The 25,032-nt window shown below is 49.7% G+C and carries 31 protein-coding genes; 23 read left to right on the forward strand and 8 right to left on the reverse strand.

Translation table 11 applies throughout. The annotated features are described in order from the left end of the window. Window positions 1-143 precede the first annotated feature (143 nt). Window positions 144-806 carry a ribonuclease H gene (gene rnhA, locus GCU39_RS29280; protein ID WP_152396702.1) on the forward strand — a complete coding sequence of 221 codons (663 nt, stop codon included), beginning with the start codon at window positions 144-146 and terminating at the stop codon, window positions 804-806. Window positions 807-858: 52 nt separating this feature from the next. On the opposite strand, the gene GCU39_RS29285 is transcribed toward rnhA, so the two are convergent. From GCU39_RS29285 to GCU39_RS29295, 3 genes are read right to left on the reverse strand one after another with little or no spacing between them, the layout of a single operon-like run. Beyond that, window positions 859-1,809: a serine hydrolase domain-containing protein gene (locus GCU39_RS29285; RefSeq protein WP_152396703.1), complete on the reverse strand. Its 951-nt coding sequence runs from the start codon at window positions 1,807-1,809 to the stop codon at window positions 859-861. Further along, a complete protein-coding gene (locus tag GCU39_RS29290) occupies window positions 1,806-2,486 on the reverse strand; it encodes a DNA alkylation repair protein (protein WP_152396704.1) in 681 nt (226 codons plus the stop codon). The genes GCU39_RS29285 and GCU39_RS29290 overlap by 4 nt, the downstream gene beginning before the upstream one ends. 51 nt (window positions 2,487-2,537) lie before the next feature. Continuing rightward, on the reverse strand, window positions 2,538-3,713 hold the full coding sequence (locus tag GCU39_RS29295; RefSeq protein WP_193726677.1) for a MalY/PatB family protein: 1,176 nt from the start codon (window positions 3,711-3,713) through the stop codon (window positions 2,538-2,540). A gap of 174 nt (window positions 3,714-3,887) precedes the next feature. On the opposite strand from GCU39_RS29295, the gene GCU39_RS29300 reads away from it, so the two are divergent. From GCU39_RS29300 to GCU39_RS29320, 5 genes are all read left to right on the forward strand, one after another. Beyond that, window positions 3,888-4,103, forward strand: a complete 216-nt coding sequence (locus GCU39_RS29300; protein ID WP_152396706.1) for a hypothetical protein — start codon at window positions 3,888-3,890, stop codon at window positions 4,101-4,103. Window positions 4,104-4,279: 176 nt separating this feature from the next. Continuing rightward, a complete protein-coding gene (locus GCU39_RS29305) occupies window positions 4,280-4,918 on the forward strand; it encodes a nitroreductase family protein (RefSeq protein ID WP_152396707.1) in 639 nt (212 codons plus the stop codon). Window positions 4,919-4,955: 37 nt separating this feature from the next. After that, window positions 4,956-5,906, forward strand: a complete 951-nt coding sequence (locus tag GCU39_RS29310) for a ring-cleaving dioxygenase (protein ID WP_152396708.1) — start codon at window positions 4,956-4,958, stop codon at window positions 5,904-5,906. Then, window positions 5,903-6,514: an alpha/beta hydrolase gene (locus GCU39_RS29315; RefSeq protein ID WP_152396709.1), complete on the forward strand. Its 612-nt coding sequence runs from the start codon at window positions 5,903-5,905 to the stop codon at window positions 6,512-6,514. The genes GCU39_RS29310 and GCU39_RS29315 overlap by 4 nt, the downstream gene beginning before the upstream one ends. Window positions 6,515-6,648: 134 nt before the next feature. Beyond that, window positions 6,649-7,578: a TRM11 family SAM-dependent methyltransferase gene (locus tag GCU39_RS29320; RefSeq protein ID WP_152396710.1), complete on the forward strand. Its 930-nt coding sequence runs from the start codon at window positions 6,649-6,651 to the stop codon at window positions 7,576-7,578. A gap of 8 nt (window positions 7,579-7,586) precedes the next feature. Here the strand turns inward: GCU39_RS29320 and GCU39_RS29325 are convergent, their stop codons facing one another. Beyond that, window positions 7,587-8,570: a DMT family transporter gene (locus tag GCU39_RS29325; protein WP_152396711.1), complete on the reverse strand. Its 984-nt coding sequence runs from the start codon at window positions 8,568-8,570 to the stop codon at window positions 7,587-7,589. Between the two features lie 191 nt (window positions 8,571-8,761). Here GCU39_RS29325 and GCU39_RS29330 point away from each other — a divergent pair, with 191 nt between their 5' ends. Beyond that, window positions 8,762-10,120 carry an aminotransferase-like domain-containing protein gene (locus tag GCU39_RS29330; protein ID WP_152396712.1) on the forward strand — a complete coding sequence of 453 codons (1,359 nt, stop codon included), beginning with the start codon at window positions 8,762-8,764 and terminating at the stop codon, window positions 10,118-10,120. 72 nt (window positions 10,121-10,192) lie between these two features. Next, window positions 10,193-11,155: a Gfo/Idh/MocA family protein gene (locus GCU39_RS29335; protein ID WP_152396713.1), complete on the forward strand. Its 963-nt coding sequence runs from the start codon at window positions 10,193-10,195 to the stop codon at window positions 11,153-11,155. Window positions 11,156-11,227: 72 nt separating this feature from the next. On the opposite strand, the gene GCU39_RS29340 is transcribed toward GCU39_RS29335, so the two are convergent. After that, a complete protein-coding gene (locus GCU39_RS29340) occupies window positions 11,228-12,514 on the reverse strand; it encodes a hypothetical protein (protein ID WP_152396714.1) in 1,287 nt (428 codons plus the stop codon). A 287-nt stretch (window positions 12,515-12,801) separates the two neighbouring features. Between GCU39_RS29340 and GCU39_RS29345 the strand changes: the two genes are divergently transcribed. The 4 genes from GCU39_RS29345 (at window position 12,802) to GCU39_RS29360 (ending at window position 15,975) form a co-directional block, all read left to right on the forward strand. Beyond that, window positions 12,802-13,236, forward strand: coding sequence for a MarR family transcriptional regulator (locus GCU39_RS29345; RefSeq protein WP_152396715.1), 435 nt, complete (start codon window positions 12,802-12,804; stop codon window positions 13,234-13,236). A 101-nt stretch (window positions 13,237-13,337) separates the two neighbouring features. Continuing rightward, a complete protein-coding gene (locus GCU39_RS29350) occupies window positions 13,338-14,189 on the forward strand; it encodes a hypothetical protein (protein WP_152396716.1) in 852 nt (283 codons plus the stop codon). Between the two features lie 89 nt (window positions 14,190-14,278). Further along, window positions 14,279-15,274 carry an asparaginase gene (locus GCU39_RS29355; RefSeq protein WP_152396717.1) on the forward strand — a complete coding sequence of 332 codons (996 nt, stop codon included), beginning with the start codon at window positions 14,279-14,281 and terminating at the stop codon, window positions 15,272-15,274. Continuing rightward, complete coding sequence (locus GCU39_RS29360; RefSeq protein WP_152396718.1) at window positions 15,271-15,975, forward strand: copper homeostasis protein CutC; 705 nt, start codon at window positions 15,271-15,273, stop codon at window positions 15,973-15,975. Before GCU39_RS29355 ends, GCU39_RS29360 begins: the two co-directional genes overlap by 4 nt. Before the next feature lie 63 nt (window positions 15,976-16,038). Here the strand turns inward: GCU39_RS29360 and GCU39_RS29365 are convergent, their stop codons facing one another. Beyond that, a complete protein-coding gene (locus tag GCU39_RS29365; RefSeq protein WP_152396719.1) occupies window positions 16,039-16,263 on the reverse strand; it encodes a DUF1128 domain-containing protein in 225 nt (74 codons plus the stop codon). A 143-nt stretch (window positions 16,264-16,406) separates the two neighbouring features. On the opposite strand from GCU39_RS29365, the gene yyaC reads away from it, so the two are divergent. The 8 genes from yyaC to GCU39_RS29405 all read left to right on the forward strand — a co-directional run bounded on the left by yyaC (window position 16,407) and on the right by GCU39_RS29405 (window position 21,974). Beyond that, window positions 16,407-16,955: a spore protease YyaC gene (gene yyaC / locus GCU39_RS29370; protein WP_152397490.1), complete on the forward strand. Its 549-nt coding sequence runs from the start codon at window positions 16,407-16,409 to the stop codon at window positions 16,953-16,955. 135 nt (window positions 16,956-17,090) lie between these two features. Further along, window positions 17,091-17,354 carry a hypothetical protein gene (locus GCU39_RS29375; protein ID WP_152396720.1) on the forward strand — a complete coding sequence of 88 codons (264 nt, stop codon included), beginning with the start codon at window positions 17,091-17,093 and terminating at the stop codon, window positions 17,352-17,354. A gap of 22 nt (window positions 17,355-17,376) precedes the next feature. Further along, entirely contained in the window at window positions 17,377-18,177 is an 801-nt protein-coding gene (locus GCU39_RS29380) for an alpha/beta fold hydrolase (RefSeq protein ID WP_152396721.1), read from the forward strand. 147 nt (window positions 18,178-18,324) lie between these two features. Then, complete coding sequence (locus GCU39_RS29385; protein WP_152396722.1) at window positions 18,325-18,588, forward strand: autorepressor SdpR family transcription factor; 264 nt, start codon at window positions 18,325-18,327, stop codon at window positions 18,586-18,588. 12 nt (window positions 18,589-18,600) lie between these two features. Then, window positions 18,601-19,281, forward strand: coding sequence for an SdpI family protein (locus tag GCU39_RS29390; protein WP_152396723.1), 681 nt, complete (start codon window positions 18,601-18,603; stop codon window positions 19,279-19,281). Between the two features lie 30 nt (window positions 19,282-19,311). Beyond that, on the forward strand, window positions 19,312-19,968 hold the full coding sequence (locus tag GCU39_RS29395) for a DUF6483 family protein (RefSeq protein WP_152396724.1): 657 nt from the start codon (window positions 19,312-19,314) through the stop codon (window positions 19,966-19,968). Between the two features lie 15 nt (window positions 19,969-19,983). Further along, complete coding sequence (locus GCU39_RS29400; protein WP_152397491.1) at window positions 19,984-21,189, forward strand: class I SAM-dependent methyltransferase; 1,206 nt, start codon at window positions 19,984-19,986, stop codon at window positions 21,187-21,189. A 92-nt stretch (window positions 21,190-21,281) separates the two neighbouring features. Then, window positions 21,282-21,974, forward strand: a complete 693-nt coding sequence (locus GCU39_RS29405; protein ID WP_193726678.1) for a PilZ domain-containing protein — start codon at window positions 21,282-21,284, stop codon at window positions 21,972-21,974. A gap of 58 nt (window positions 21,975-22,032) precedes the next feature. Here GCU39_RS29405 and GCU39_RS29410 read toward each other — a convergent pair whose 3' ends face one another. Both GCU39_RS29410 and GCU39_RS29415 read right to left on the reverse strand, forming a co-directional pair. Next, window positions 22,033-22,383: a dehydrogenase gene (locus GCU39_RS29410; RefSeq protein WP_152396726.1), complete on the reverse strand. Its 351-nt coding sequence runs from the start codon at window positions 22,381-22,383 to the stop codon at window positions 22,033-22,035. Between the two features lie 51 nt (window positions 22,384-22,434). Beyond that, a complete protein-coding gene (locus GCU39_RS29415; RefSeq protein WP_193726679.1) occupies window positions 22,435-22,920 on the reverse strand; it encodes a cupredoxin domain-containing protein in 486 nt (161 codons plus the stop codon). 159 nt (window positions 22,921-23,079) lie between these two features. On the opposite strand from GCU39_RS29415, the gene GCU39_RS29420 reads away from it, so the two are divergent. From GCU39_RS29420 to GCU39_RS29430, 3 genes are read left to right on the forward strand one after another with little or no spacing between them, the layout of a single operon-like run. Beyond that, a complete protein-coding gene (locus GCU39_RS29420; protein WP_152396727.1) occupies window positions 23,080-23,694 on the forward strand; it encodes an undecaprenyl phosphate transporter UptA in 615 nt (204 codons plus the stop codon). Window positions 23,695-23,736: 42 nt separating this feature from the next. After that, window positions 23,737-24,303, forward strand: a complete 567-nt coding sequence (locus GCU39_RS29425; protein ID WP_152396728.1) for a thioredoxin family protein — start codon at window positions 23,737-23,739, stop codon at window positions 24,301-24,303. 7 nt (window positions 24,304-24,310) lie between these two features. After that, window positions 24,311-24,934 carry an MBL fold metallo-hydrolase gene (locus GCU39_RS29430; protein WP_193726680.1) on the forward strand — a complete coding sequence of 208 codons (624 nt, stop codon included), beginning with the start codon at window positions 24,311-24,313 and terminating at the stop codon, window positions 24,932-24,934. Window positions 24,935-25,032: the final 98 nt, after the last annotated feature.

The raw sequence follows: 25,032 nt of genomic DNA on the forward strand, positions 1-25,032 counted from the left end.
TGTAAAGCAGGTTTGTCTCAGTTCGTCATGTCAGTTGCTTATATGAGATTGAAGCGTATAAGCGAAGGCAGGACAACCCATTTCTTCTCAGGTTCATTTTCCATTATAATAAGGAAATAGAAGAGGGTGCGAGGAGGAAAATCATGGCAAAACAGAAGTATTACGTCGTATGGGCTGGGAAGAAACCGGGGATTTATAAGACATGGCCGGAGTGCCAAGAGCAGGTCAATCAATTCCCGCAAGCCAAATATAAATCGTATGAGACGCTAGCAGAAGCGGAAAAAGCTTATCAAGGTGGGGCGAAGTCGTATTGGAACCAGGCGGGATCGAAAGGAAACGGGGCTTCCAAGTCATCATTCGGATCGCGCAAACCAGCGGCAACAGACGTACCTTTATCGGAAATCGATTATAACAGCATTTCGGTTGACGTTGGGACACGGGGAAATCCGGGACCTGTCGAGTATAAAGGGGTAGATACGCAGACCGGGGATATCCTGTTCTCGCATGGCCCGATTGCCAAAGGGACCAACAATCTAGGGGAATTCCTTGCTATCGTACACGGTCTAGCCTATCTGAAGCAGAAGGGCAGCACGCAGACGATCTATAGCGATTCGGCGAATGCGCTCAAATGGCTGAAGCAGAAGAAGGTATCCTCTACACTCGTACGGGATGCATCGACAGAAGAGATCTGGACCTTGGTTGATCGAGCGGAACAGTGGCTGCGGACGAACACGTACAAGAATAAAGTCTTGAAGTGGGAGACGCAGAGCTGGGGGGAAATCCGTGCCGACTATGGGCGAAAATAATACAAAAAGGCTTGTCCTCGAACGAAGAGGACAAGCCTTTTTTTAAGCAAAGCTAGGTGCCTCGCACGAGCGTAGATGCAATATATTGCAGGAACACATCGATCGGCGGCTTGCGCTTCTTATGCCGGTCATTGGTCAAGACTGCAACGAGATCATGCGATGGAACAACGATAATATATTGCCCACCGAAGCCTAGGGCGAAGTAATAGGGGACTCCGATCGATGGCTCTTGCTCCGTCGTGAACGAAGACACCCACCAGTGCCAGCCGTACATGCCTTCTCGTGGCTTGCTCACTTGCACCCGCGGCAGGGTGGATTGTTCGATCCAGGCATCGCTTAACAGCTGCTTCCCTTGATGTCGGCCCCGATGTAGGTAGAGCTGTCCGAACTTCAACATATCCCGCGGTTTCAAATAGAGACCGAAGCCACCTGTATGAATGCCTTGCGGGTCGACTTCCCATTGCCACGTTTCGATACCAAGCGGGTGGAAGAGGTGCTGCTGTGCAAAGTCTTCAACCGATTGGCCCGCTGCTTGCATCACCATGGCCGCGAGCAGTTGCGAACAGCCGGAATTGTAGATCATCCGTGTGCCCGGTGGATCCGCCAGCGGTAATGTTAAGGTGAAGTCTATCCAATTGGCTGTCTTGGTCATGCGCGGAAATGAATTCAGTCCCCCGAATTCCATCCATTCGAATCCCGCGGTCATGTCAAGCAAATGCTCGATTGTAATGTCACGTTTACGCTGATCGGCATCGTGCGCGAGCTGTGGGAAGAATGTATGGATTTTGGCGTCGGTTCCCGGCAAGATTCCCTGATCGATCGCGATCCCGACTAATGCGGATAACACGCTCTTCGTGCACGAGTTAACCTTAGATAATGCATCGGCTGATTCGGGTTCCCGGTAGTATTCGAACAGAATTTGTTCGCCTCTGGCGAGGATACAGCTACGCAGGGCATGCGTTGTGATGGAGCGTTCAATGGCGTCGAGATCAAATGGACTCATGCGTTATTACGCTCCACATACTTCAGCGCTTCCTTCCGGCTTAGCGGCGAGAGTTCCGTCTCCGCAACGAATTGACGTACGGCGTCTTCGTTCGCCTTGGAGTATTCACGCAGCGCCCAGCCGATCGCCTTGCGTATGAAAAATTCCTGTTTTGTCGCAACGCTGCGGATGTAGCGGAACAACCGCTCTTCGTCCGTGTTCTTCTTATAGCTTAACTGATAGAGCAGGGCAGTGCGCTGAAGCCAGAGGTTGTCGGACGCAATCCATCGTTCCGTATATGAGGCTATGAGCTCCGGATATTTGGCAAAGTGAAAGCCAATCAAGCGTGATGCGATCAGATCCACCGTATCCCACCATGATTTATCGATAACAAGTCCTTCGAGGATATCGATATGTGCTTGTTCGGCATGCTTCCGGTGTTTCTCGTAGAGCACCATTGCGATATATTGGAACTCCCGCTCCGGCAGCGACCAGACGTCGCCAGCCACCTGAACAAGCTCTCCCCCTTTCGGAAGCGGGTTCGCCTGCATAAACTCGCGCAGCAGCCGGTTTCGATCCGGCGTCCGAATACCGAGGAACGGGAATTGATCTCGCATATATGCGGCCATCGGGATAGCTGTTTCCGCATGGGTATGAGTTCGAAAATATGATTCCAGCTGTACAGCATAGGGATGCATTCGTTCGTAGCCTCCTTTGAATATCGTTAGAATGTCCCAATCCCCATCCATTTACCTCTTAGCTAGGGGATAGACCTTATGGATTCGTTCCAACGCTTCCTGCAGTAATGCTCGCGGCGTGCCTAGATTGATGCGGATGAAACCTTCGCCCCCAGGGCCGAATGCTGCGCCGAAGCTAACCGTAACGCCAGCTTCTTGTTCAATCCATAGCTTTAATGCCTGGTCTTCCAGGCTAACCGCACGGCAATCCACCCAGAGCAAGTAAGTTCCTTCCGGCTCAATGACGACAAGCTCCGGCATATGCTCCGCTATGAACTGCTTCGCATAGGCAATATTGCCTTGAATGTAAGCGCGCAGTTCTTTAAGCCATGCATCGCATGACGTATATGCAGCTTCAAGCGCTGGAACGGCGAAGAAGGTCGGATCGAATACGCCGCATTGCAGCATACGTGCACGGAACCCTTCGCGGAGCTCAGGATTCGGAATGATGATGTTCGATATTTCGAGCCCGGCTAGATTGAAGGTTTTGGCAGGGGAGGTGCAGATGATGGAGCGCTGTGCGATCGCTTCGGACAAGGTCGCAATCACGGTATGCTCGTGACCGACATGAGGGAAGTCCGCATGGATATCATCCGAGACGATTAGCACATCGTACTTTTCGCATAACGCTGCGACACGATCGAGTTCCGCGCGAGTCCAGACCCGCCCCGTCGGGTTGTGCGGTGAGATGAACAAGAGCATTTTAATTCCTTCTTGCATCTGCCGTTCCATATGTTCGAAATCCATTTCATATCGACCGTTAATCAGCTGCAGCGGGCTCTCCACCAAGGTGCGATGATTCAGGCGAACCGAACGTGGAATAGGCTGATAGCATGGGGTATGAATCATGATCCGGTCCGTCTCCTCGGTGAAATGCTGGATAATCAGCGAGACAGCTTGGACGATCCGCGGACAGAAGACAATCCAGTCTCGTTCGACTCCCCAGGAATAGGCATGACGCATCCAGCGCTGAACGGCATCGTAATAAGGAGCGAAAAGGTTCGTATATCCGTAAATCCCGTGATCGGCCATATGGCGAATGCGATTCTGTATCGCTTCGGCCGTAAGCAGATCCATATCAGCGACGGAGAGAGCGATTTGATTCTGCCCGAACTGCTGGGCCATCACATCCCATTTATCGCTATTGGTGCCGAATCGGTTCGTAACTTGATCGAAAGATGATTGCATCGTGGAAATACCTCCTGTTGTTCACGTGTATATTCTTATTTAAAGGCTTTCTCCACAAGCAATCAACCATGAAATGTGACTGAGATCGCGATCGAAGTAGAAGATACATAGTTTTGCCGGAAATGGTCACGCTATCCTTGAACGCAAATGCTTGTGAACGAGGAGGAGACGACCATGTCAGATCAGAGCAGAAAAGCTGTTCAGGATGCGATTCAAGCGGATTTCGAATCGATGAATGCAGCGACATCAGCTAGCGCAGGACTAACATCGATGCAATTCGGGCGTGATGATGTGCAAGAAGGAAATACGATCCCATCCGCAGCACCTGCGCCCGCCGATACATCGATACAGCATGCATCCAATGTGATTGAAGACGACGCTTATATCTAAATAGGAATGAATGTGAACAAAACAGGAACGTTTCCACTTCAGACGGAAGTAAGGGACGTTTCTTTTTTTGGGGGTTATTGACTTACTTTTTGTTATATACTATAATCAAGTTATAAATTGATTCATCAACAAAGCAGGACGGTTATACATACATCATCCAGTAGGGGGAACCGAACATGACTGATTTTATGCAAGTAGTGAAGGATCGCAGATCGGCAATGAAATTTAAACCGGAAGTACATATTACAAGAGAAGAGTTAAATGAGATGTTCGAACTCGTCAAATATGCCCCGTCGGCGTTTAATTTGCAGCATGCGCATTATATCGTTATCGATAATGAAGCGCTCAAGAACGGTAAAATTTATGAAGCTGCGAATAAGCAGTATAAGGTACAATCGGCATCAGCCGCGATTCTGGTGCTGGGCGATATGGATGCCTATCGGCAGGTAGGCGAACTGAATGAAGGAATGCTGAACTTAGGCATCATGAACAAGCAAGAATACGACATGACGGTTGAATCGGTGACATCCTTCTACGAAGATCGAGGTGAAGCATTTAAGCGCGATGAAGCCATTCGCAATGCGAGCTTGTCGGCGATGCTGTTCATGTTGATTGCCAAAGAGAAGGGCTGGGATACTTGTCCGATGATCGGATTCGATGCCGAAGCGATGCGCGAAGCATTGAATATCTCTTCCCGGTACGTTCCAGCGATGTTAATCGTCATTGGACAGGAGCAAATCGCAGGACAGAGACCTCGGGGTTATCGGAAGCCGGTCGCAGAGTTCGTAAGTTATAATACCGAAATTTCAAAATAAATGATTAGCATTATCACTTTGAAAGGGGTTGGAGATCATGGCATTACGCACAGCAGGCATTCATCATATTACGGCGTTTGCACGGAATCCCCAAGAGAATGTTGATTTTTACGCAGGGATTCTTGGGTTAAGACTTGTGAAGAAGACCATTAACTTTGATGCACCAGAGGTATATCACTTGTATTTCGGTGATGAGGCTGGCACGCCCGGTACGATCATCACGTTCTTCCCGTGGCCAGAATCACGCAAGGGACGGGTTGGCGGAGGGCAGGTAGGACGAACAACCTATGTGATCCCGCCGGGTGCAATGGGCTTCTGGGAAGCTCGCTTAAAGCATTTCGGCATCTCGGTCTCGAAGGCTGAACGCTTCGGCGAGGCGTATCTGCAATTCGCCGATCGTGAAGGGCTGCAGCTGGAGCTCGTGGAACGCGAAGCTGGCAAGCCGAGCGCATGGTCATTCGGCGGCATTCCAACAACGGCCGCGATTAAAGGCTTCGGAGGCGCCGTGCTGTTTAGTGTCAATTCAGCGAGCACGATGGGGGCGCTTGAGGATGTACTAGGGCTCACGAAAGTCTCGGAAGATGTAGGATACGTCCGTTATCAAGCAGACGGAGAGTTCGGCAATATCATCGATGTCGTGGCGAACAATGTGGATTGGGGCCATGGCGGTGCGGGTACAGTGCATCATATTGCATGGCGTGCCAAAGATAATGAAGAGCATGCCGAATGGCGGCAGGCCGTGATTCAAGGCGGGTACCAACCGACAGACATTCTGGATCGACAGTATTTCCATGCGCTGTATTTCCGTGAGGCAGGCGGAATTCTATTTGAGATTGCGACAGACCCTCCAGGCTTCGCAAGGGATGAAGCACCGGAGGCGCTAGGCGAGCAGCTCATGCTGCCGAAATGGTTCGAGCCACGGCGCGCGCAGCTCGAAGCAAATTTGCAACCGATTGAGGTTCGCGTATTAGGAGGCGATCACGCATGATTCACGTATTCGAGCAGGGCACAGACCAAAGTGCGCCGACACTGGTGCTATTCCATGGCACAGGCGGTACGGAGCGAGATCTGCTGCCGTTAGCGAAGCATATTTCACCATCATCTAGTATTCTTAGCCTTCGAGGCAACGTGCTGGAGAACGGCATGCCGCGTTTTTTCAGACGATTGGCTGAAGGCGTGTTCGATGAAGAGGATTTGATCTTCCGTACGAAGGAAGTCTACGAATTCCTAGATCAAGCTGCAACGCAGTATAAGCTTGATCGCGACAATTTCATCGCCGTAGGTTATTCGAACGGTGCGAATATTATCGGCAGCTTATTATTTCATTACGCAAATGCCGTGAAGGGTGCTGTTCTGCATCATCCGATGGTTCCGCTCCGCGGGGTGACCTTACCTGAGCTTTCGGGAACACAAGTCTTCATCGGCGCGGGTACGAATGATCCCATCTGTTTGAGATCCGAGTCCGAGGAGCTGGATCAGCTTCTGCGGAGCGCAGGTGCATCGGTTACACTCCATTGGGGGAACGCGGGGCATCAGTTGACCGGAGCGGAAGTCGAAGCCGCGAAGGTCTGGTTCCAGCAACATTACGCTTCATAATTCGAAATGCAATAGCCATGGTAGACGACGAGTGAATCTCGGGCGAACTGCCATGGCTTTTTGGCGCATGCTGGAGCATACGCAGGATATCCGCTATACTGGCTAGAGGTTAATAACGGAAGAGGTTAGTTGACATGACGAAATATTTATATACATACGCAGCGCATGAAGATGAACAAGCCTTGTGTCAATTAGAGCTCCGGACATTGTTCCGCGGTGCGAAGATGGGGGCCAGGAGTCTAATCTCCGCACGCCGAATTGAACCAAGCCGCAGTCCGTTCATCCATGAACGGTTGGCCATCGAATATATGACCCCCACGCTTGACGAACTGGTTCAGCAGGTTGCATCCGTGCAGATTCCAGAGGGACAGACCTTTAAGGTCGTGTATTATAAATCGGGTGAAGATGTGTCTTACGAGGAGGAGCGGGTGATTGAACGAAGTCTCGGCGCGATGATTCGCGGGAAGGCGGATATGCGCAATCCGGAGCTCCTTTTCGGGGTAACGAAGCATGCCGAGGGTTTTATATTCGGTACTTGTGCCCAGAGCTCGGCCATCTGGAAGCATCACATGGATAAGCCTCAGAATTATTCGACGGCTCTAAGTACAAGGCTCGCACGTGCCGTCGTCAATATTGCTGTGCCCGACATCGAGGGCGTCCGCGTTATCGATCCTTGCTGCGGCATTGGTACCGTGCTTCTGGAAGCCCTATCGATGGGGATCGATATAATAGGTCGGGACATCAATCCCTTAACGACGCGAGGGGCACGGCTGAACCTCGCGCACTTTGGCTATCCGGATGTCGTTACGCTAGGAGATATGCGCGAGATTACAGAATCATATGATACGGCGATCATTGACCTGCCTTATAATCTATGCTCGAAGCTCTCGGCTGAAGAGCGGCTGTCCATGCTGCGCGGTGCGCATCGATTCGCGGATCGTGTCATATTGATTACCACGGAGCCGATCGACGAATCGGTTGCGCAAGCGGGCTTCGAGATCATAGATCGTATTCAGGTGCACAAAGGTCGATTCGTGCGCGAAGTGCTCGTCGTCCAAGGATGAGTTCCTGCTTATTGATTCGCTTTTGCGTGGGGGGCAGGCTTCACAGCGTGGCTGTTCGATTCTAGTACTTCCGGCTGCGCTGTATTTCGTTTTCCCCAGATGAGCGTGCCGATGACGCCGACGATGATCATGATTGACCCGAGGATATCATAGATCGTAATCTGTTCGCCGAATACGAGCACCCCGCCGATCATCGACACGATGGTCGCAAGATTGGAGAATACGCTCATCTTGGACGCTTCCATTTTGGACAAGGTATACGTCTGTAATAGCAATGATATCAAGGAAGAGAGCAGGCCAAGATATAGAATGGCGATCCAGAAGGAACCGACGGTCAAAGGTTGAACCAATTGCTCCATCGTGCCATTCACACCGTGCTGGACGAGCGCCATCGCGCCGAATGCGATACTGCCGATCGCCATCATGATATACGTTAACTCAATCGGTCGGAACTGGCCGGAGAGCTTGCGAGCAAATACGCTATACCCCGAGAACGACAAGACGGAGAAGAATAATAAGATGATCCCCGCCATATGCGATAGATCCAGCTTCGTCCCCTTCATAATGACCACGAACAATACCCCGAACACAGAGAGCGCAATGGCGAACTTTTGCTTAAGCGTTGTACGTTCCTTCAGGAAATATCCCGCGAATAGTACCGTTAATACGGGGGTAAATGCATAGAGAATACCGCCTTCCGCGGAGGACGCGTGCTGCAAGCCAAACGCTTGAAGCGCGAAGAACAAGGTTGGATACAGGATGGCCATGCCTAGAATCGGGCGTAGCGATTTACCGCGAATATTGATTTTGATCCACCCAAGCGCGACGGGAATACTTAAGACCAGGAACGATAGGATGAACCGATAAGCGAGTGCGGTGAAAGGGTCTGCGGATTGCAGCGCGCTCTTCATGAACAGAAATGATAATCCAATAATGCTTGCATTGATGATTGCGGAAACGACGGCAAGCTTATGGCTTTGTTGTGTACGCATCTAAATTCCTCCTAGAACAAATCCTTATGGATTTATTTGAAAATTACGATCTGCCTGCTATTCAGTGATAGGTTGAATCGTTATACTGAAGATACGATAAGATCTGGAAATTGACGAGATGGAATTGTTGTGATTGTATCGGTACAGTTTAGAAGGATCTATTCATTTTGTTAGAGAAATGCGGTGTGTTAATGGCTAAATATGTAACCGTACTCACGGACATGGAAGATCGGATTCGTACCGGGCAATACGCCCCTGGACATAAGCTTCCTTCGATTCGTGACGCATCCGAAATGTACGGGTGCAGCAAGAGCACCATTATTCGTGCTTACGCCGAACTCGAACGTCTACATATCATATATGCATTGCCGCAGAGCGGCTATTACGTCATTGATCGCCGTGGGGAGCAGTGGGATCAAGGGAAGGACACCGACAAGCTGGATTTCTCATCGGCGTCGCCCGACTTGCATATTTTCCCATACCTCGATTTTCAGCATTGTCTGAATCGCGCGATCGACACCTATCAATATCAATTGTTCACCTATGGGGATTCACAGGGGCTTGAGAGCTTTCGGCATACGCTCGTGAAACATCTGGCCGACGATCAAGTCTTCGCGAAGCTGAATCAAATCGTCGTCACGTCGGGGGTGCAGCAAGCGCTGAATATTCTGACCCGGATGCCTTTTCCTAGCGGCAAATCCGTGATTCTGATTGAGCAGCCGAGTTATGAGATCTATCAGCGGTTTCTAGAGCTCGAAGGGGTGAAGGTCGCCGGGATTACGCGAACAACCCGTGGACTGGATCTCGACGAGCTGGAGAAGCAGTTCAAGCAGGGGGATATCAAGTTCTTCTATACGATGCCGAGGTATCAGAACCCGCTCGGGACATCCTATACCCTTGCCGAGCGGAAGGCTATCGTCAGGCTCGCTGAACGCTATGATGTCTATATCGTTGAAGATGATTATATGGGGGATCTGGGGGCAGAGGTTCGAATGAATCCGCTCTACAGTTACGATACATCAGATCATGTCATTTATTTGAAGAGCTTCTCTAAAGTCATATTCCCGGGGCTTCGCGTCGGTGCGGCGATTGTTCCTAAACTGCTGCATCCGATATTCGTGCAATATAAGAGATTCTCGGATGCCGATTCTTCGATCGTGTCTCAAGGCGCCTTGGAGATTTACCTTAAGAACGGTATGTTCGACCACCATAAACGCAAGATTATCCAGCTCTATGCGGCTCGGATGAATCGAATGAATCGTGCGCTGACCGAGGCGCAAGCATCGGAGTGGGTTGAAGTCGCCCCCGTTCAGCAAGGGGTGTATATCTCGCTTGTGTTACCGAAGGTCGTGAATATGGATCAACTGCACGGGAAGCTGCAGCGAGCAGGCGTCATGACGGTACCAGGTAAAGAATTCTTTTTGCAAAATCAAGCACCGTTATACAAATTCCTTCGGCTTAGCATTACTCGAGTTCATGAGGACCGCATTGAAGAGGGAGTGCAGACGATTATGGAAGAGGTGAAGCGAGCAGGGCGTGGATGGGGTTAGATAAGCAGGGGATGTGGAATGGTTGCCATATGTAACGTCATGTGAATTTCGAAAATTGGGGAGGAAACGGTAATGCAAATTGGGATCATTGGAACCGGAGGGTTCTCGGAGACACACTGCAACTTATTGGAACAGATGGATGATGTTCGCGTTAGCGCCGTATGCGGGACAAGTCTTGCCAAAGCGGAGCGGTTCGCTCAGAAATGGCGAGGCGTAGCAGCTTACGGGGACGTTAATCAAATGCTCGATCAAGAGAAGTTGGATGCCGTCTATATTTGCGTTCCTCCATTTGCGCATGGGGCGCTGGAGAAGGCGGTAATCGAGCGGAATATTCCGTTCTTCATCGAGAAGCCGATTGCGCTGGATGATGAGCTCCCTGCCGAGCTTCTCGCACGCATTGAGGAGAAATCACTGATTACGTCGGTGGGTTATCATTTCCGGTACACCGATGCGACGCAGCGAGCGATCGAGCTCTTGCAGGGCCGAACCGTAGGGATGGCACTTGGCACATGGATGGGGGATATGCCTCGCGTCGGATGGTGGCGGAAGCAAGAGGGCTCTGGCGGGCAATTCCTCGAGCAGACGACCCACATGGTGGATTTGCTTCGTTATACGCTTGGTGAAGTGACCGAAGTCTATGCCGCTTATGCGAATCGGGTCATGCACCAGGTCGAAGAGGACGTTACCGTTGCGGATGTCGGTACGGTGACACTGAAGTTGGCAAGCGGTGCGGTAGCGAACATTTCAAATACGTGTATTCTGCCAATTTCCGATCAAGCAGGCCTTCAAATATATACCGACCATGGTGTGCTGCAGATCCAATCGAACCAACTTGTCGATCGGACGAAGGGGGAGACCTATACGCTGCAGAATCAGTCGAACCCTTATGCCCTCGAGAATAAGGCGTTCATTCATGCGGTACGCACAGGCGATACGCAATATATCCGTTCAACTTACCAGGATGCGATCCAATCGCAGCGGATTGCGACGGCAGCCTTGCGCTCCGCAGCGACAGGTGCCCCTGTCACATTATAGAGAATGAAAATAAGCCCACTGAACAGATGAACTGCGCAGTGGGCTTATTCTTAGAATGCCGTCATGTATCGATCATTTCGGGACTTGGAACCAGATTTCTCCGAATTTCGCATCTTGAATTTGGTACCATTTGTTACCCTTCGTATCGAGCTTCTCATTACGAATCGTGACGATCTGAGGCATCAGCGTCCCCAGTGCTTTGCTTGTTGTCGTCTTGTGAGCCGTGATCGGTTTGGCAATGGAGTAGGTCTTGTCAGGCTTTGCAAGGGTTGGTGTCGTTACGTTGAACATCCGGTTAAACGTCGGAATGTACGAGACCAGATCATTGAAGATTCGAGCCTCTTTGCTGCCGCTTGGATAAGGATTGGACTGCGGTGTCTCGATAACGTAGACCTTATCATTTTGCGTTCCGACAATGACGCCGTTGTTCGGGCCTTTAGCAATAGCTGCCCATTCTTTTTTGGTATATTTCGTGATGGAGAGGACCATCTCATCACTCGCCTTAGCCCCTTTGGTCTGCCCTGGCGTATATAGGATTCGTTCCGAGTAAATGCCGCCATGCTTCATTTTATCCAGCTTTGCTTGGTTTAATTTCTCTACATGAACGATGCCGTCCCAAGATGCAGGAATGACGTACATGAAGTCTTGCGCTGGACTGGTATGAATGGTGCTGAGCGCTTCCTTGGTCTTTGTTTGATTCGTCGCGGTGAACTCGCCGTTACGGTAGGCAAGCGTCGTATTCACGTAACCGATCGTCTCGGCATTGCTATCTCCGGTCAGACGCTCTTCGCCGAGCAGTTCATAGATTCCATCTCCGTTCGTATCGATGGGGTCTAGCGAATTGAAGGTCGCCAGATTGCCTTTGACCCGAAGGTTGTCGGATAGAATAACTTTGGGCGTATTATTATAGAACGAGACGATGCGACTCGTAATGTAACCGCCTGACCCGCCGGTATCAGCTGTCAGCATGATATCATTGGCTTTATCGCCGTTGAAATCCCCAGCAAAATTAATATACGGCATATAGCCATCGAATCCGATGATGTTCGCGTTCATGATTTTAGCGGTTTTGCCATCGACCACGATGAGGTTAATGTCAAGGGAATAAGCGGATTTGTTATCTTCACGCGTTCCGACGACATAAGCCATGTCCAGCACGCCGTCCTTGTTCACGTCAATCAGCTGCTGGTCGAGCAGCACGGTATGCTCAGGAACGGTTACGCCATCCAGCATAAAGGTTTGTCCGATTTTAAGCGATTTGTCGGAACCGGGTTTCGTATGGTCTGCAGCGAACGCCGCTGCGGGGAATGTGGCGAGCATAGATAACGATAGCGTCAGGGCCATAATTTTTTGTCTCATAATGATGTACCTCCTGTCAGTCCGTCCTGGATCATCAGCCTTATCGGGCGGTATGGATATGTATTCTACATCTATATTTTATACGTGTTCAATTCGTCTAGGGTTACAGCTTGGTATCAAACTATTTAAAATAAGATTACGAATCCTGTCGAACGAAGGATCCCGAAATTTGTATAAACCTTGTAGTGATAGGTGATGGCGGGTATTGACCCTTATCAAGAAAAAGTCATATACTGTTGGATGGTTCATGAATGGTTACATTATTATGCCCAAGAGGAGGTTGTGCGTTGGCTAAACGTGAGAACCTTATTGAAATGGAAAATGAATTTAGAAAGTTCATGAGAAAGGTGCAGTCTGAATGGGCGAGAAACGTGAACAGCGAGCTCTCTCGGACGCAATTTCTTGTACTCGATAAATTGTATGTGGAAGGTCCGATGAAAGGGTCAGATATTGCAGATGCGATCTATATTACTGCAGGAGCTGTAACAGGATGTTCGGACAAGCTGATTCTCGGCGGTTATGCGGAGCGGATGCGTGATGAGCGAGATCGGCGTGTCGTCTATTTGAAAATTACAGAGAAGGGCATCAAGACGCTGCAAGAGATCGCGAAGCGCAGACAGGAATTGATGAATGATCTATTCGGCAATGTGTCGGATGAAGATGTGAAGCGTCTGACGTCCATTTTCAAGCAGGTCATTGAGAATTCCGAATCCAAAGAATGATAAATTGCGTGTTTATAAAGTGTGATTGCTGCAGCAATACATAATCCTTGGACAATCTTGCCATCCTAATTGGTAAAAAACGATAGACAAGGATGTGCCTTATGAAGCAGCGCACGAAATCGAAATGGATTGCAGTTGTCTGTATATCTGCTGTGTTATGTACTTTATGCCTAGGTATGCTGCGTGCTTCCGCTGCTGCTCCGCCGGCTGTGGCAGATGCACCTGAGCAGTCTGTCACCGTTCCAATGGAGATTCCAGATCATCCGCAGTTGAATGCGCTTCGGAATTTACAGTGGCTCCAGACGGATGCAAGAGACATCACGGGAGATCGTGAACAAGAGCAAATCGGATTATTAGGCGGCAAGGACGATCCGAATTCGGATCATTATCAGCTTGTCTATCTCATTTATAAAGACGTGAAGCACCAGAAGACCAGTGTTACGTTCATTCAAGGCGGATATCGGCCGAGCATGGTCGTCTGCGATTTGAATGGGGATCAGGTGAGCGATGTCTTGGTGAAGCTGCCTAAAGGGAGCGATACGGCGAAGGCCAATTATCGACTGTACACCGTGAAGAACCAAGAGGTTGTACCGATGCCCGCGCCGAGTCCGATCGAGATCGTCGGACAACTGGAGAATGATTATACCGTCACATTAAAGGCGAAGGGACAAGAGACGTACACGGTTAATATGAAGGATCGAAAGGAAAAATACGATGCAGCGGGATACTATAAGAATGGGAAGCTGCTGCGTCCGACGAAGGTATCGAATGCCTCATTTGATGTGATACAGCCCGTCGATTTTGATAAGAACGGAACAACGGATTTACAAGGCGTGCAGAAGGTTACGGGCGCGAGTGCAGATGATGTGATCGCCTATGTGCATTCCTTATGGACGTGGGAGGAAGGTAAATGGAGACAACTGCATGTCTATGTTCAGAAAGCCGTAAAGTAATGAAGCGTCACAAGCAGAGCTATCCTGCCGTAGGGTAGCTTTTTGTTGTATACTGGAAAGGGAGTACGATCCGAAAGGGAGTTATCATCATGGAACAAGTATTGGTGGAGGAATATCGTAACGAGACGCTCGAATGTCTGCATCGCGGACACATTTGCGGTGTTGGGATAGATAGAAAAGTGAAATACGAAGTAGGCGATGCCGATTATCTGGCATTCCTGCGTTCTGCGGGCAAGCCGTTTCAGGCCATTCCGGGTATTCGTGCCGGCATTCAGGAGGCGTATGGTTTGACAGATCGCGAGATTGCGATCATGACAGCTTCCCATCGTGGAGAGTCATTCCATATGGATACGATTCAACGGTTTATGCAGCATACTGGGCTCGCGGAATCGAACTTAGTCTGTGCGGAGAGTTATCCGATGCACCGCGCATCGCGAGAGAAAATTATTCGTGAGCAAGGTCATGAGCGCCGCATCTATCATAATTGCTCAGGCAAGCACTTCGGTGTGTTGTCCTACTGCAAGCTGATGGGCTACCCGCTTGAAGGCTATGAAGACCCGAATCATCCGGCCCAGCTCGAGATTGTGAAGACACTGGCGATGATGGCTGAGATGCCAGAAGATCAGATTGCGCGCGGCATCGATGGTTGCGGGCTCCCCGTATTTGCGCTCCCGCTGCGGCACATTGCGACAGCTTACTTGAAGCTTGCTTGCCCAGAGCTGATTGAAGATGAGAAGACGCGTGAAGCCGTTCGCAAGATCACGGCTGCTATGCATGCGTATCCCGAGAATGTCTCGGGCACGAATCGGATCTGTTCAACGCTGCTCATGGACAACAACATTGTCGCTAAAGGCGGGTTCAAAGGAATCTACGGGTTCAGCCTGCGCAAAGAGCAGCTCGGATTTGCATTCAAAATTATAGACGGCTCAGATGAAGAGTGGGCGCATATCGTGGTCTCGATTCTGGAACAGATTCAGTATGACAACAAGGAGACCATTCAGCGCATCCATGAGCAATTTCCTACCGATATTCGGAATGATGAAGGAAAAATTGTAGGCTATAGCAAGGGGGTATTTGTCCTATGAGACAACGTGTCATGCTCGAAGTCATTGCAACGACATTAACGGAGGTTAAAGCAGCGGCAGCGTACGGTGCGGACCGGATTGAACTTATTACGGCCATGCAGGAGGGGGGCTTGACGCCATCAATCGGGCTCATCGAAGAAGCGGTGAGATCCGTCTCGATTCCCGTGAATGTGATGGTGAGGCCGCATAGCCGCTCGTTCGAATATGATCGAGAAGATATCCGTACGATCTTATCCGAAGTGCGTCATATGAAACGGGCGGGCGCCAATGCCATTGTATTCGGGGCATTAACGTCCAAAGGCGAGATCGATATTCGATTGTTGGAGCGTGTATTAGATCGCGCAGGCGATATGAAAATGACATTCCATCGTGCGATTGACGAAGTTCAGGACCAAATGGCGGCACTGGAGCAGATCCTTCAGTATCCACAGATCACGACCATCCTTACGTCCGGGGGGCAACCGAATGTACTTCATGCGGTGGATCGCATTCAGGCGATGGTCGCACGTACAGCGGGAACGCATTGCACGATCCTGGCGGGAAGCGGATTATCGCCGGAGGCGGCGAAGCTGGCGCCATTCTTGCAGTCGACAGGGGTACAGCAGGTTCACTTTGGCTCCGGTGTGCGCGTGGAAGGCAAGTCGCTGGCGCCGATTGATGCGGAACGGATGGCTGCAGTACGAGCAGTGTTGAATGCCTAATTGGTTTCTTTATACATAAATTAGAACAGGCACCGTTCCTAAGTAGGAACGGTGCCTGTTCTATTAGGCGTTTCTAAGCTTACCTAATTCGGAGACCAGCGCTTCGATTTCGCTAATGCTGAAGTTCTGCTTACTCACGACGATATCGTACAATTCTTGAATATCTTCATAACGGTTCACGGAGAAGGATGAAGCTTGCATCGCAGCAGCGGTTGCCATTTTGAGCTTGGTTTTGATGACTTCAATCATATATTCTACGTTTTCTTGCGTTGGGTGTGTAAGATCCACATTATTCATCCTTTCCGGGGTTCAATGTCCTTATTGTAGCACGATTCAAATCAGTGGTGCTCAAAAAATTGCCATGATCTTATTGTTCAGTTACAATCATAGCAATATGCGGACATAAGCATGAAAGGAGGGGGTGGGTGATGATGTTAGAATGGGATTCGAGTTCGCCAAGCAGCGGCGCTCGGCAGAAAATGTCTGCGGAGAGACTTTCATCTTTTTTTCAGTCGATCTTCGCCGCGCACCCGGTGGATCAACTATCCTTCGTCTGTATTGGAACGGATCGTTCGACAGGCGATGCACTTGGGCCCTTCCTTGGTACCTTGTTAGAGCAGCGGGGGTTCCCGCATGTGATTGGGACGCTCGCGAACCCATGCGACGCGACGAATCTTGCAGAACGAGTGAAGACGATTCCACCTCATCATATTGTCGTTGCTGTGGATGCATGCCTTGGCCATCCCTCGATGGTCGGCCAATACTACGTGTCGTGCAGTCCGCTGAAACCTGCGGAATCGGTGGGAGGAGGACTGCCGGAGGTCGGACATTACAGTGTTGCGGCGGTCGTGAACGTCAGCGGGCCGAAGCCGTATTGGACGCTGCAGATGACCTCGCTCTATCATGTGATGCAGATGGCAGAGAAAATCGCGAGCGCGGTGGATGAAGGGCGAAGGTCCTGCACAATCGCAAGGGAGTAATTTTGATTCAGGATGATGAGCATGCAGAATTTTTTTTGGCTGTTTACAAATTTCGAGTCTCTTTTTAATATTGGCCGCATATAATCTAGGTACGCTAATACGAGGTGCTCTTGAGGCCGAGAGGAGAGATGAGTAATGACATGGATGAATCATGTGAATATAAAATCGAAGGATGGACAAGTCTATTGCTGCATGCGCAATAAAATTGTAAATTTCAATGAACAGCAGTTAATGAGTTACTGTGTAGGCTGCAAGATGTTTGGAGGGACAGCACAGGGAAAAGGTGTGGAGTGCTTCTGGAATGACTTGCGCGGAGAACACACGCTTATTATTACTGATCCCGAACATGAATTTGCCTATAATCAGACGCGAAGTGTTGTGATCACAACATCGAAATAGCTATGGAAAAGAGGGAACATCGATGAACGCAGGAATCGAACAAGGTAAAACCCCAGCAGGGTTATTTTATAAGGTGCAGGGTGAAGGGAATCCCATTGTGCTGCTTCATGGTTTTTGTGGAAGTTCGGACTACTGGGAAGCCGTTATTCCCCTACTAGCTCAGGATTATCAAGTCATTACGCCAGACTTGCGCGGGCATGGCCAATCGGCTGTGATTGGAGCATCATTTGGAATCGAAGACATGGCGCAAGATATTGTAGCCTTGCTCGATCAACGCGGTATCGCAAGAGCCGTATTATTCGGCCATTCACTAGGGGGGTATATTACGTTAGCCTTCGCAGAACAACATGCCGCACGACTGCAAGGATTCTCACTTGTTCATTCGACTGCGAATCCCGATGCAGAGCAGGCGCGTGAGAATCGGTTAAAAGCAGTGAAGACGATCGAAGAAGAGGGCATCCAGCCGTTCGTCGATGGTCTCGTGCCAAAATTGTTCGCACCGGCGCATGTCGCGTCGATGGCTGAGCAAGTGGAGAAGGCGAAGCAGATCGGTTATGGCACAGCGCCAGCTGGCGCAACCGGCGCAAGTCTTGCGATGCGAGCGCGTCCGGATCGCAATCATGTATTGCAAGAGACGCAGCATCCGGTCTTAATCGTAGCTGGTGAACAAGATCAGATCGTGCCGCCAGACAAAGCATTCACAGTCCAAGGCGCTCATATCGAGCAGGCGGTTATTCCTGCCGCGGGACATATGAGCATGATGGAGACGCCGGACAAGCTGGTTCCGGTACTGCGCAGCTTTTTACAACGCGTGTATGAATAAGTGGACAAGAGAGGCGGGAGCAGGTTCGATTCGGATGCTGCGAGGCCTCTTTTTGCATTCTGCAGGCGTAGGATTGACACATCACAGGGGATTGCATACAATGCGTTTAGAAGATTACCTAATTATCTAAGGAATGGAGGAGCACCCATGAATGATGCCTTTAAGGCACTGGCCGATCCAACGCGGCGTCAGATTCTAGTGTTGCTGAAGGAGCGGGATATGTCCGCTGGCGAAATCGCCGATCATTTTGCGATGACGAAGCCGAGTATTTCACATCATCTGAATAGCTTGAAGCACGCGCATCTGATTGTTGATCAGCGTCAGGGTCAGAACATTATCTATTCACTTAACACGACGGTCATTCAAGAGGCGCTCGGTTGGTTCCTGAACATGATTCAGAAGGATAAATAGGAGGGAAATGCGATGAACACCTCAGCAACGAAAGACAATTCAGAGAAGCTATGGGATCGTAAGGATACGATTCTGATCGTCGTCAGCATCTTATTATTCGGGCTGGCTTCCTTGTTCTATCCGCGCCTGCCTGATCAAGTGATCTCGAAATTTGATTTTCATGGCAATCCAACACGGACGATGGCGAAATGGGCATTTTGGTTATTGTACGGGGGGTTATCCATCATCCTGCCGATCGTGATTAAGCTGACGCGAAACCTCGATCCGCGCAAAGCGAACTATGCCTTGTTCGAATCGACATTTCAGCTATCACGATGGGCGGTCGTCTTATTCATTCACTTTATTTTTGGCTTTGGAATTGCGTATAATTTAGGGTATTCCGTTTCCATGAACATGGCTGTATCGTTCGGACTTGGGATCTTATGGATTATGATCGGGAATGTGATGGGCCGAATTCGATTTACTTATTTTATGGGGATTCGTACACCATGGACGCTTGCAAGTGAGGAAGTCTGGCGGAAGACACACCGCTTCGGCGGGAAGTGCTGGTTCGTTGGCGGGTTGGTAATGATCATTGCGGCCTTCTTCCCAACAGCGTATTTCTTGGTGACGTTTATTACTGTATTGCTCCTTAGCACGATCATCCCGACGATCTATTCATACATGCTGTATCGGAAGGAATTAAAGTCATAAATCAATAGATATGACAGGCAGGTGAGAGGGATGTTCCAGAGGGATTATCTGGTTCGGCTAATTGAAGAGATGACAAACGTGCTTGGCAAAGCGATGGGACTTAGACAAGACAATAAATTAATAGAAGCGGAGTCGGAGATTGACGAGCTTCTGCAGCGCAAATTTCGTCTTCGCGGCCCATTGCTTCAATCATTGTCAGCGGAGGATCTGATTAAGATGTTTACCTTCAACGGCGTGCTGGAATCAGATCGATTGCAAGGCGTCGCACTGCTCATGAAGCAGCAAGCGATGATCGAAGAGAGCAGGCAGGACCCGGGCAAAGCTGTCCAGCTGCGAACCAAAGCCTTGCATCTGCTAGCCTATGCATCAACACAAGGATATCCCGTCAAATGGGTGAAGACGAGTGAGGAGATCCGCGGGCTTGAAGCAGAACTTCAAGGAGTATATCTGTCGGATACACTGCACAGACTCTTGTGGGAGCACTATGCAAGCAATGGCAGTTATGCGAAGGCAGAAGATCATCTCTTCCATCTGTATCACCGAGATCCTGAGATTCTCTTGGAAGGTATAGCCTTCTACAATCGTTTACTGGAGCAGACAGACGAGGACCTTGAAGAGGGCGGACTTCCTAGGGAGGAAGTGCTGCAAGGTCTTGCTCAGCTGCAGGGCGAGGGCAGGCTTAAGTAAGAAATGGAGGCAACAATTTTGGCTAATGAATCCTATACGATAGAATCCTTGGGCGACATGCTCAAGGGACTTGTGCAAGAAGGTAATCTGGTGTCGGGGACGATGAGTCAATTGCGGCATAAACTGCCAGACACGTATTCGAAAGTGCTCGTTAAGACGATTGAGCTTCGGAAGCAATTGTATGTGCAGTTTGAATATCACTATGCGAAGCGGGTCACGCATGAGAATATTCCGATGGAAGAGGCAGGAGCGAAGCTTACCGAACTCTTCGAGCATACCTTCCGTCAGGGGCTGTTGCGTACGACTTCGGAAGAGATGCAAGTCCTTCTCTCGAAGAAGAACAAGGTGACGGTCATCCGGAAGAAGACGGCAGCGGTCACCGCGAATTTAACGCATAATCGGAAGAAGCAGTACGTTCTCGAAGAAGGGGATCCTGTACCGTTTTTGATTGAGCTTGGTATCATGAATGCGGAGGGCAAGGTGCTTGCGAAGAAATATGATAAGTTCAGGCAGATTAATCGGTTCTTAGAGATGGTTCAAGATGTGCTGCCGCATTTGCCGAAGGACCGGACGATCACCATCGTTGACTTCGGTTGCGGGAAGTCTTATTTGACCTTTGCGCTATATCATTACTTGGCAATACAGCAGAGCTTGTCCTTAAATGTCGTGGGGCTCGATCTCAAGGCCGATGTCATTGCACATTGCCAGCAGCTCGCAGAGCGTCTCGAATATGGACAGCTTCGATTCCTTGTTGGCGATATTGCCGAGTACAATGAGTTAGAGCAAGTGGATATGGTTGTCACACTGCATGCTTGTGATACTGCGACGGATGCAGCCCTTGAGAAAGCTGTGCGATGGGGAGCGAGTGTGATTCTGTCGGTACCTTGCTGTCAGCATGAGTTGTTCCGTCAGATCGACAATCCGGCGCTTGCACCGCTTCTGTCCCACGGCATATTGAAGGAGCGTTTCTCCGCGCTAGCTACCGATGCGGCGCGAGCTAAGCTGCTTGACCTCATGGGTTATCGTACGCAACTGCTCGAGTTCATCGATATGGAGCATACACCGAAGAATATTCTCATTCGCGCAGTGAAAGGCCATGCCGCTGCGGATTTACGAGAGCAGTGGGTTCAGGAGTACGTGCAATACCGTGATTTTCTGCATATCTCGCCTTACTTGGAGCGGGCTTGTCAAGACTTGCTGCCGCCGATCATTCGTCAGTAACCTGGGAATTTCTAGGGTGGGTGTTCGTCTTGACTGGTCTATGTTAATATATGGGTAAAAGACGATATGACTAGATTTGGAGGGACGGCAGGTTGGAAGAGAGGATTTATACGAATGAACGTGAATCTGTTCCACTAACCTCATTACTCGACTGCAGGACAGTCGTAGAACGGAAAGATTACGTATCTACAGGTGTGTTGACATTTGCGGAAGGCGATTTGCTCGAGGTTGAAATTGCGGAGTTCCAAGATTTTGAGCTCGGTGAATCAGTCAAAATAACGATCTATTCTCCAGTAGGCATTCATATTCTGCAATCTTCAGTTATCGCAAAATACGAAGGAGCTATCCTCATCATCCATCCGCCGAACCATCAGAGTAAGTTCGAGGACAAACGGAAGTATCCGCGGATTGCGACGAATAAGGGAGGACAGATTCTAAAGATTGTGCGCCATGCAGATTTGTTCGTACTGGATGAGCCGTTATCCTTTAACCTGTCGAACATAAGCCTGCAAGGGATCGGTTTTATGCTGCCGAAGTCGGAGTTGTTCTCCATTCATACGCAGTTCCATGGCGAATTGGATTTAGGATTTCGATTCCCCTGTACCTTCATGATCGTTCGCAAGCAAGTATCGGAGAATGGGATCTTTTACGGCGCAGAGCTGCTTGAAGTCTCGGATGAATATGAACGCAATTTACGCGCATTTATTCTGAAGCAGCAGATCGAGAACCATTACGAGATGATGAAGGCGAAGCAGAAGGGCAACTCGCCGCGTTCCTCCAAATGACAATAAATACAGGTAGCTTCGTCCATCGACGAACGGCTACCTGTTTTTGTTTGCCGGATCACCCTCCGAAGGACTCGCGGAAAGCGCGGCACAGCTTCTGGCGATCTACCTTCCAGAGTTCAGCTAATTCCTCGCTTACGGCTTCGTCCCACCAATCCGATAGAATCTTGCGATTGCTGGAGTTCTCATGAATCCAGATCAGATTGCCTATGACTTTGCGATAATAGAGTTCTTCCCCTTGTTTCATGGATTCTTCAGGAATCCATACTTTCATTCGTTTGACAGCGCGGTATAATTCCGTATTACAGGTTCTACGGATTTTTCGGGCGGACGGTAGATTGGCTTGATGCTTCTCCGTATGCTTGGCTGATTGATGTGTGTTCGCCACGCGGCATCGACTCCTCTCCATACCAATGTATGCAGACAGGAGCGGGGAGGCTACCGCCTTAGACGGTCTTCGTTAATCGACGACAATATATCCGATCATCGGCGCCGCGATTTCTTCATGGTTCGTAGGGTTCGTCTCCGTATTGGTGGCGAGGTGGCCGGAATGTGTGGTGCAGATCAGTCGATAGATTCCTTTTTTCTCTGGTGTAAAGGTGACGACCGTCTCTCGCCCTTTGCGAACTTCCCCGCGAATCGTTGTTCCTTCGATATAGAATTGATGATTCGCACCATTCACACCATAAATGCTAAGCTTAAGATTCTCCCCGACTCGAGCTGGAATTGTGCCGGGGTCCCAGCGGTATACTTCGATTTCCTTGCCATCTGCGGTCTTCGTCTTGAATTCGCCGGTTACGATATGAATGGTGCGTTCTTCCGGAAGCTCTGTATTCACGGGTTTTGATTGCTCCCAGCGCAGATATGCGATGGTCAGCATGACAGCGAACATCGCGACGGCAAGCCATTGGACTTGTCGCTTATTAATCACCCAGATTCTAGACACAGTATTCACCTCGAATTATGCATTTGAGACAAGTGTATGCGGGTGTGGGGCAAGCCATGCCAGTGAAGTAGAAGTCATGTCCCACCGTGTGATAGAATAAAATAGATTGTAGAGGTAGTTAAAAACGTCTGGAGTGGAAGAAAATAACTGGGGGGCAGAATGGATACTATTCACGCAATTATTAATGACATTTTTCAATGGGTTCAAGGTTTAGGGTACTTTGGGATTGTGCTCGGTCTGATGCTCGAAGTCATTCCGAGTGAAATCGTGCTCGCTTACGGGGGCTATCTCGTTTCGCAGGGAGAAATATCCTTCGTCGGCGCCGTGATTTTCGGTACGATTGGTGCGGTTGGCCAGAACTGGATATTATATGCGATTGGCCGCTATGCAGGTCGTCCGTTCTTCGAGAAATACGGCAAGTATTTGAAGATCAAGGAGAAGCACCTAACCATCGCGGAAGGTTGGTTCAATAAATACGGAGCAGGCATCGTGTTCACCGCAAGATTCATTCCGTTCATGCGTCAGATCATTTCGGTTCCTGCCGGGATGGCGCGGATGTCTTTCGGCTTATTTACGCTGTTAACGACACTCGCATCGATTCCATGGTCGCTTATTTTCGTCTTCCTCGGATGGAAGATGGGAGATCAGTGGCAGAATGTAAGTGAGAAGGCAGGTCCTTATGTACAGCCGATCCTCCTGATTGCAATTGCGTTATTAATTGTTTATGTTGTTATTAAAATATGGCGTTCCAAGTCTCGTGCCAAACGAGTGTAATGGAACCTTTTCTTATACCGCTAATGAAGGTGAGGATGTCTCATGAGTAAAAATGTAGCCGCTAAATTGCGCACGGGAATTACACCGAAGCAATTCATCGACGGGATGACGAAAAATCAAGATACGTTCAAGGGCTGGTATGATGCTTTTACGTGGCAAAATGCAGAAGATGAAGAGTTCTACGAATCGCTGAACAACCGTGATGATTTGAGATGTCTCATCATTGCGGCGGATTGGTGCGGGGACGTGGTCCGCAATATTCCGGTCGTGTTCCGTCTCATGGAGAAGGCGGGTATTCCGACCGAAGTATTCATCATGGAAGAGCATTTGGATTTCATGGACCAGTTCCTAACGCGTGGCGGACGCTCTGTGCCGGTTGTGATCATTGGGGATACAGGCGGTTACGTGCTGGCGCAATGGGGCCCTCGTCCAGCGGCGGTGCAAGCGCATATGAATGCATTTAAGCTCGAGAATCCAGATCGGGAAGCATCCGATTACCAAGAGAAAATTCAAATCGTTCGTCAGAAAATGATTCAAGAATATGGAGAAGGAACGGGCTATCAGGCTGTGATTACAGCAGAGCTTCGTGACTTGCTAGCAGGAGTGTAGAACCATCATGTTAAAGATTGAATCTTTCCAACTAGGGCCGCTTGAGACGAATTGCTATCTCGTCATCAACGCGGAGACCAACAAGGCTTTTGTCATTGATCCCGGCATGAATCCTGGGCCATTGCTTCGCCGAATTCAGGATATGGAGATTGAAGCGATTGTGCTGACGCATGCACATTTTGATCATATGGGCGGCGTGGATGAAGTTCGGAAGCTTAAGAAATGTCCTGTCTATATTCATGATCTGGAAGCCGATTGGCTCACGGACCCGAAGCTGAACGGATCGCTTCGCTGGTCGCAAGTGACCGAACCGTTGTCGACGGATCCAGCCGAATATGCGCTGGAGGATCGTCAGAGCTTGGAGCTGATTGGACATACGTTCCAAGTTATGCATACGCCAGGCCATTCGCCAGGCAGCGTAAGTCTATTGCATGAGAACGACTTGTTCGCAGGAGATGTACTCTTCCGTATGTCGGTCGGCCGCACCGATTTACCTGGGGGACGTCAGAATGACTTGCTCGATTCCATACATCAGAAGTTGTTCAAGCTGGATGACGCGGTGAAAGTCTATTCTGGTCATGGGCCGCGGACGACGATTGGGTTCGAGCGCGCGAACAATCCTTACGTCTAAGAACATTGTGTGAACATATCGACAATTCTACAATATTCGACAAGGCGAGACTGGACTTTAGCACTAGGTGCTGATATACTAATCTCAATTAGAAATAC

The sequence above is a fragment of the Paenibacillus guangzhouensis genome, from assembly GCF_009363075.1.
Lineage (GTDB): Bacteria > Bacillota > Bacilli > Paenibacillales > Paenibacillaceae > Paenibacillus_K > Paenibacillus_K guangzhouensis.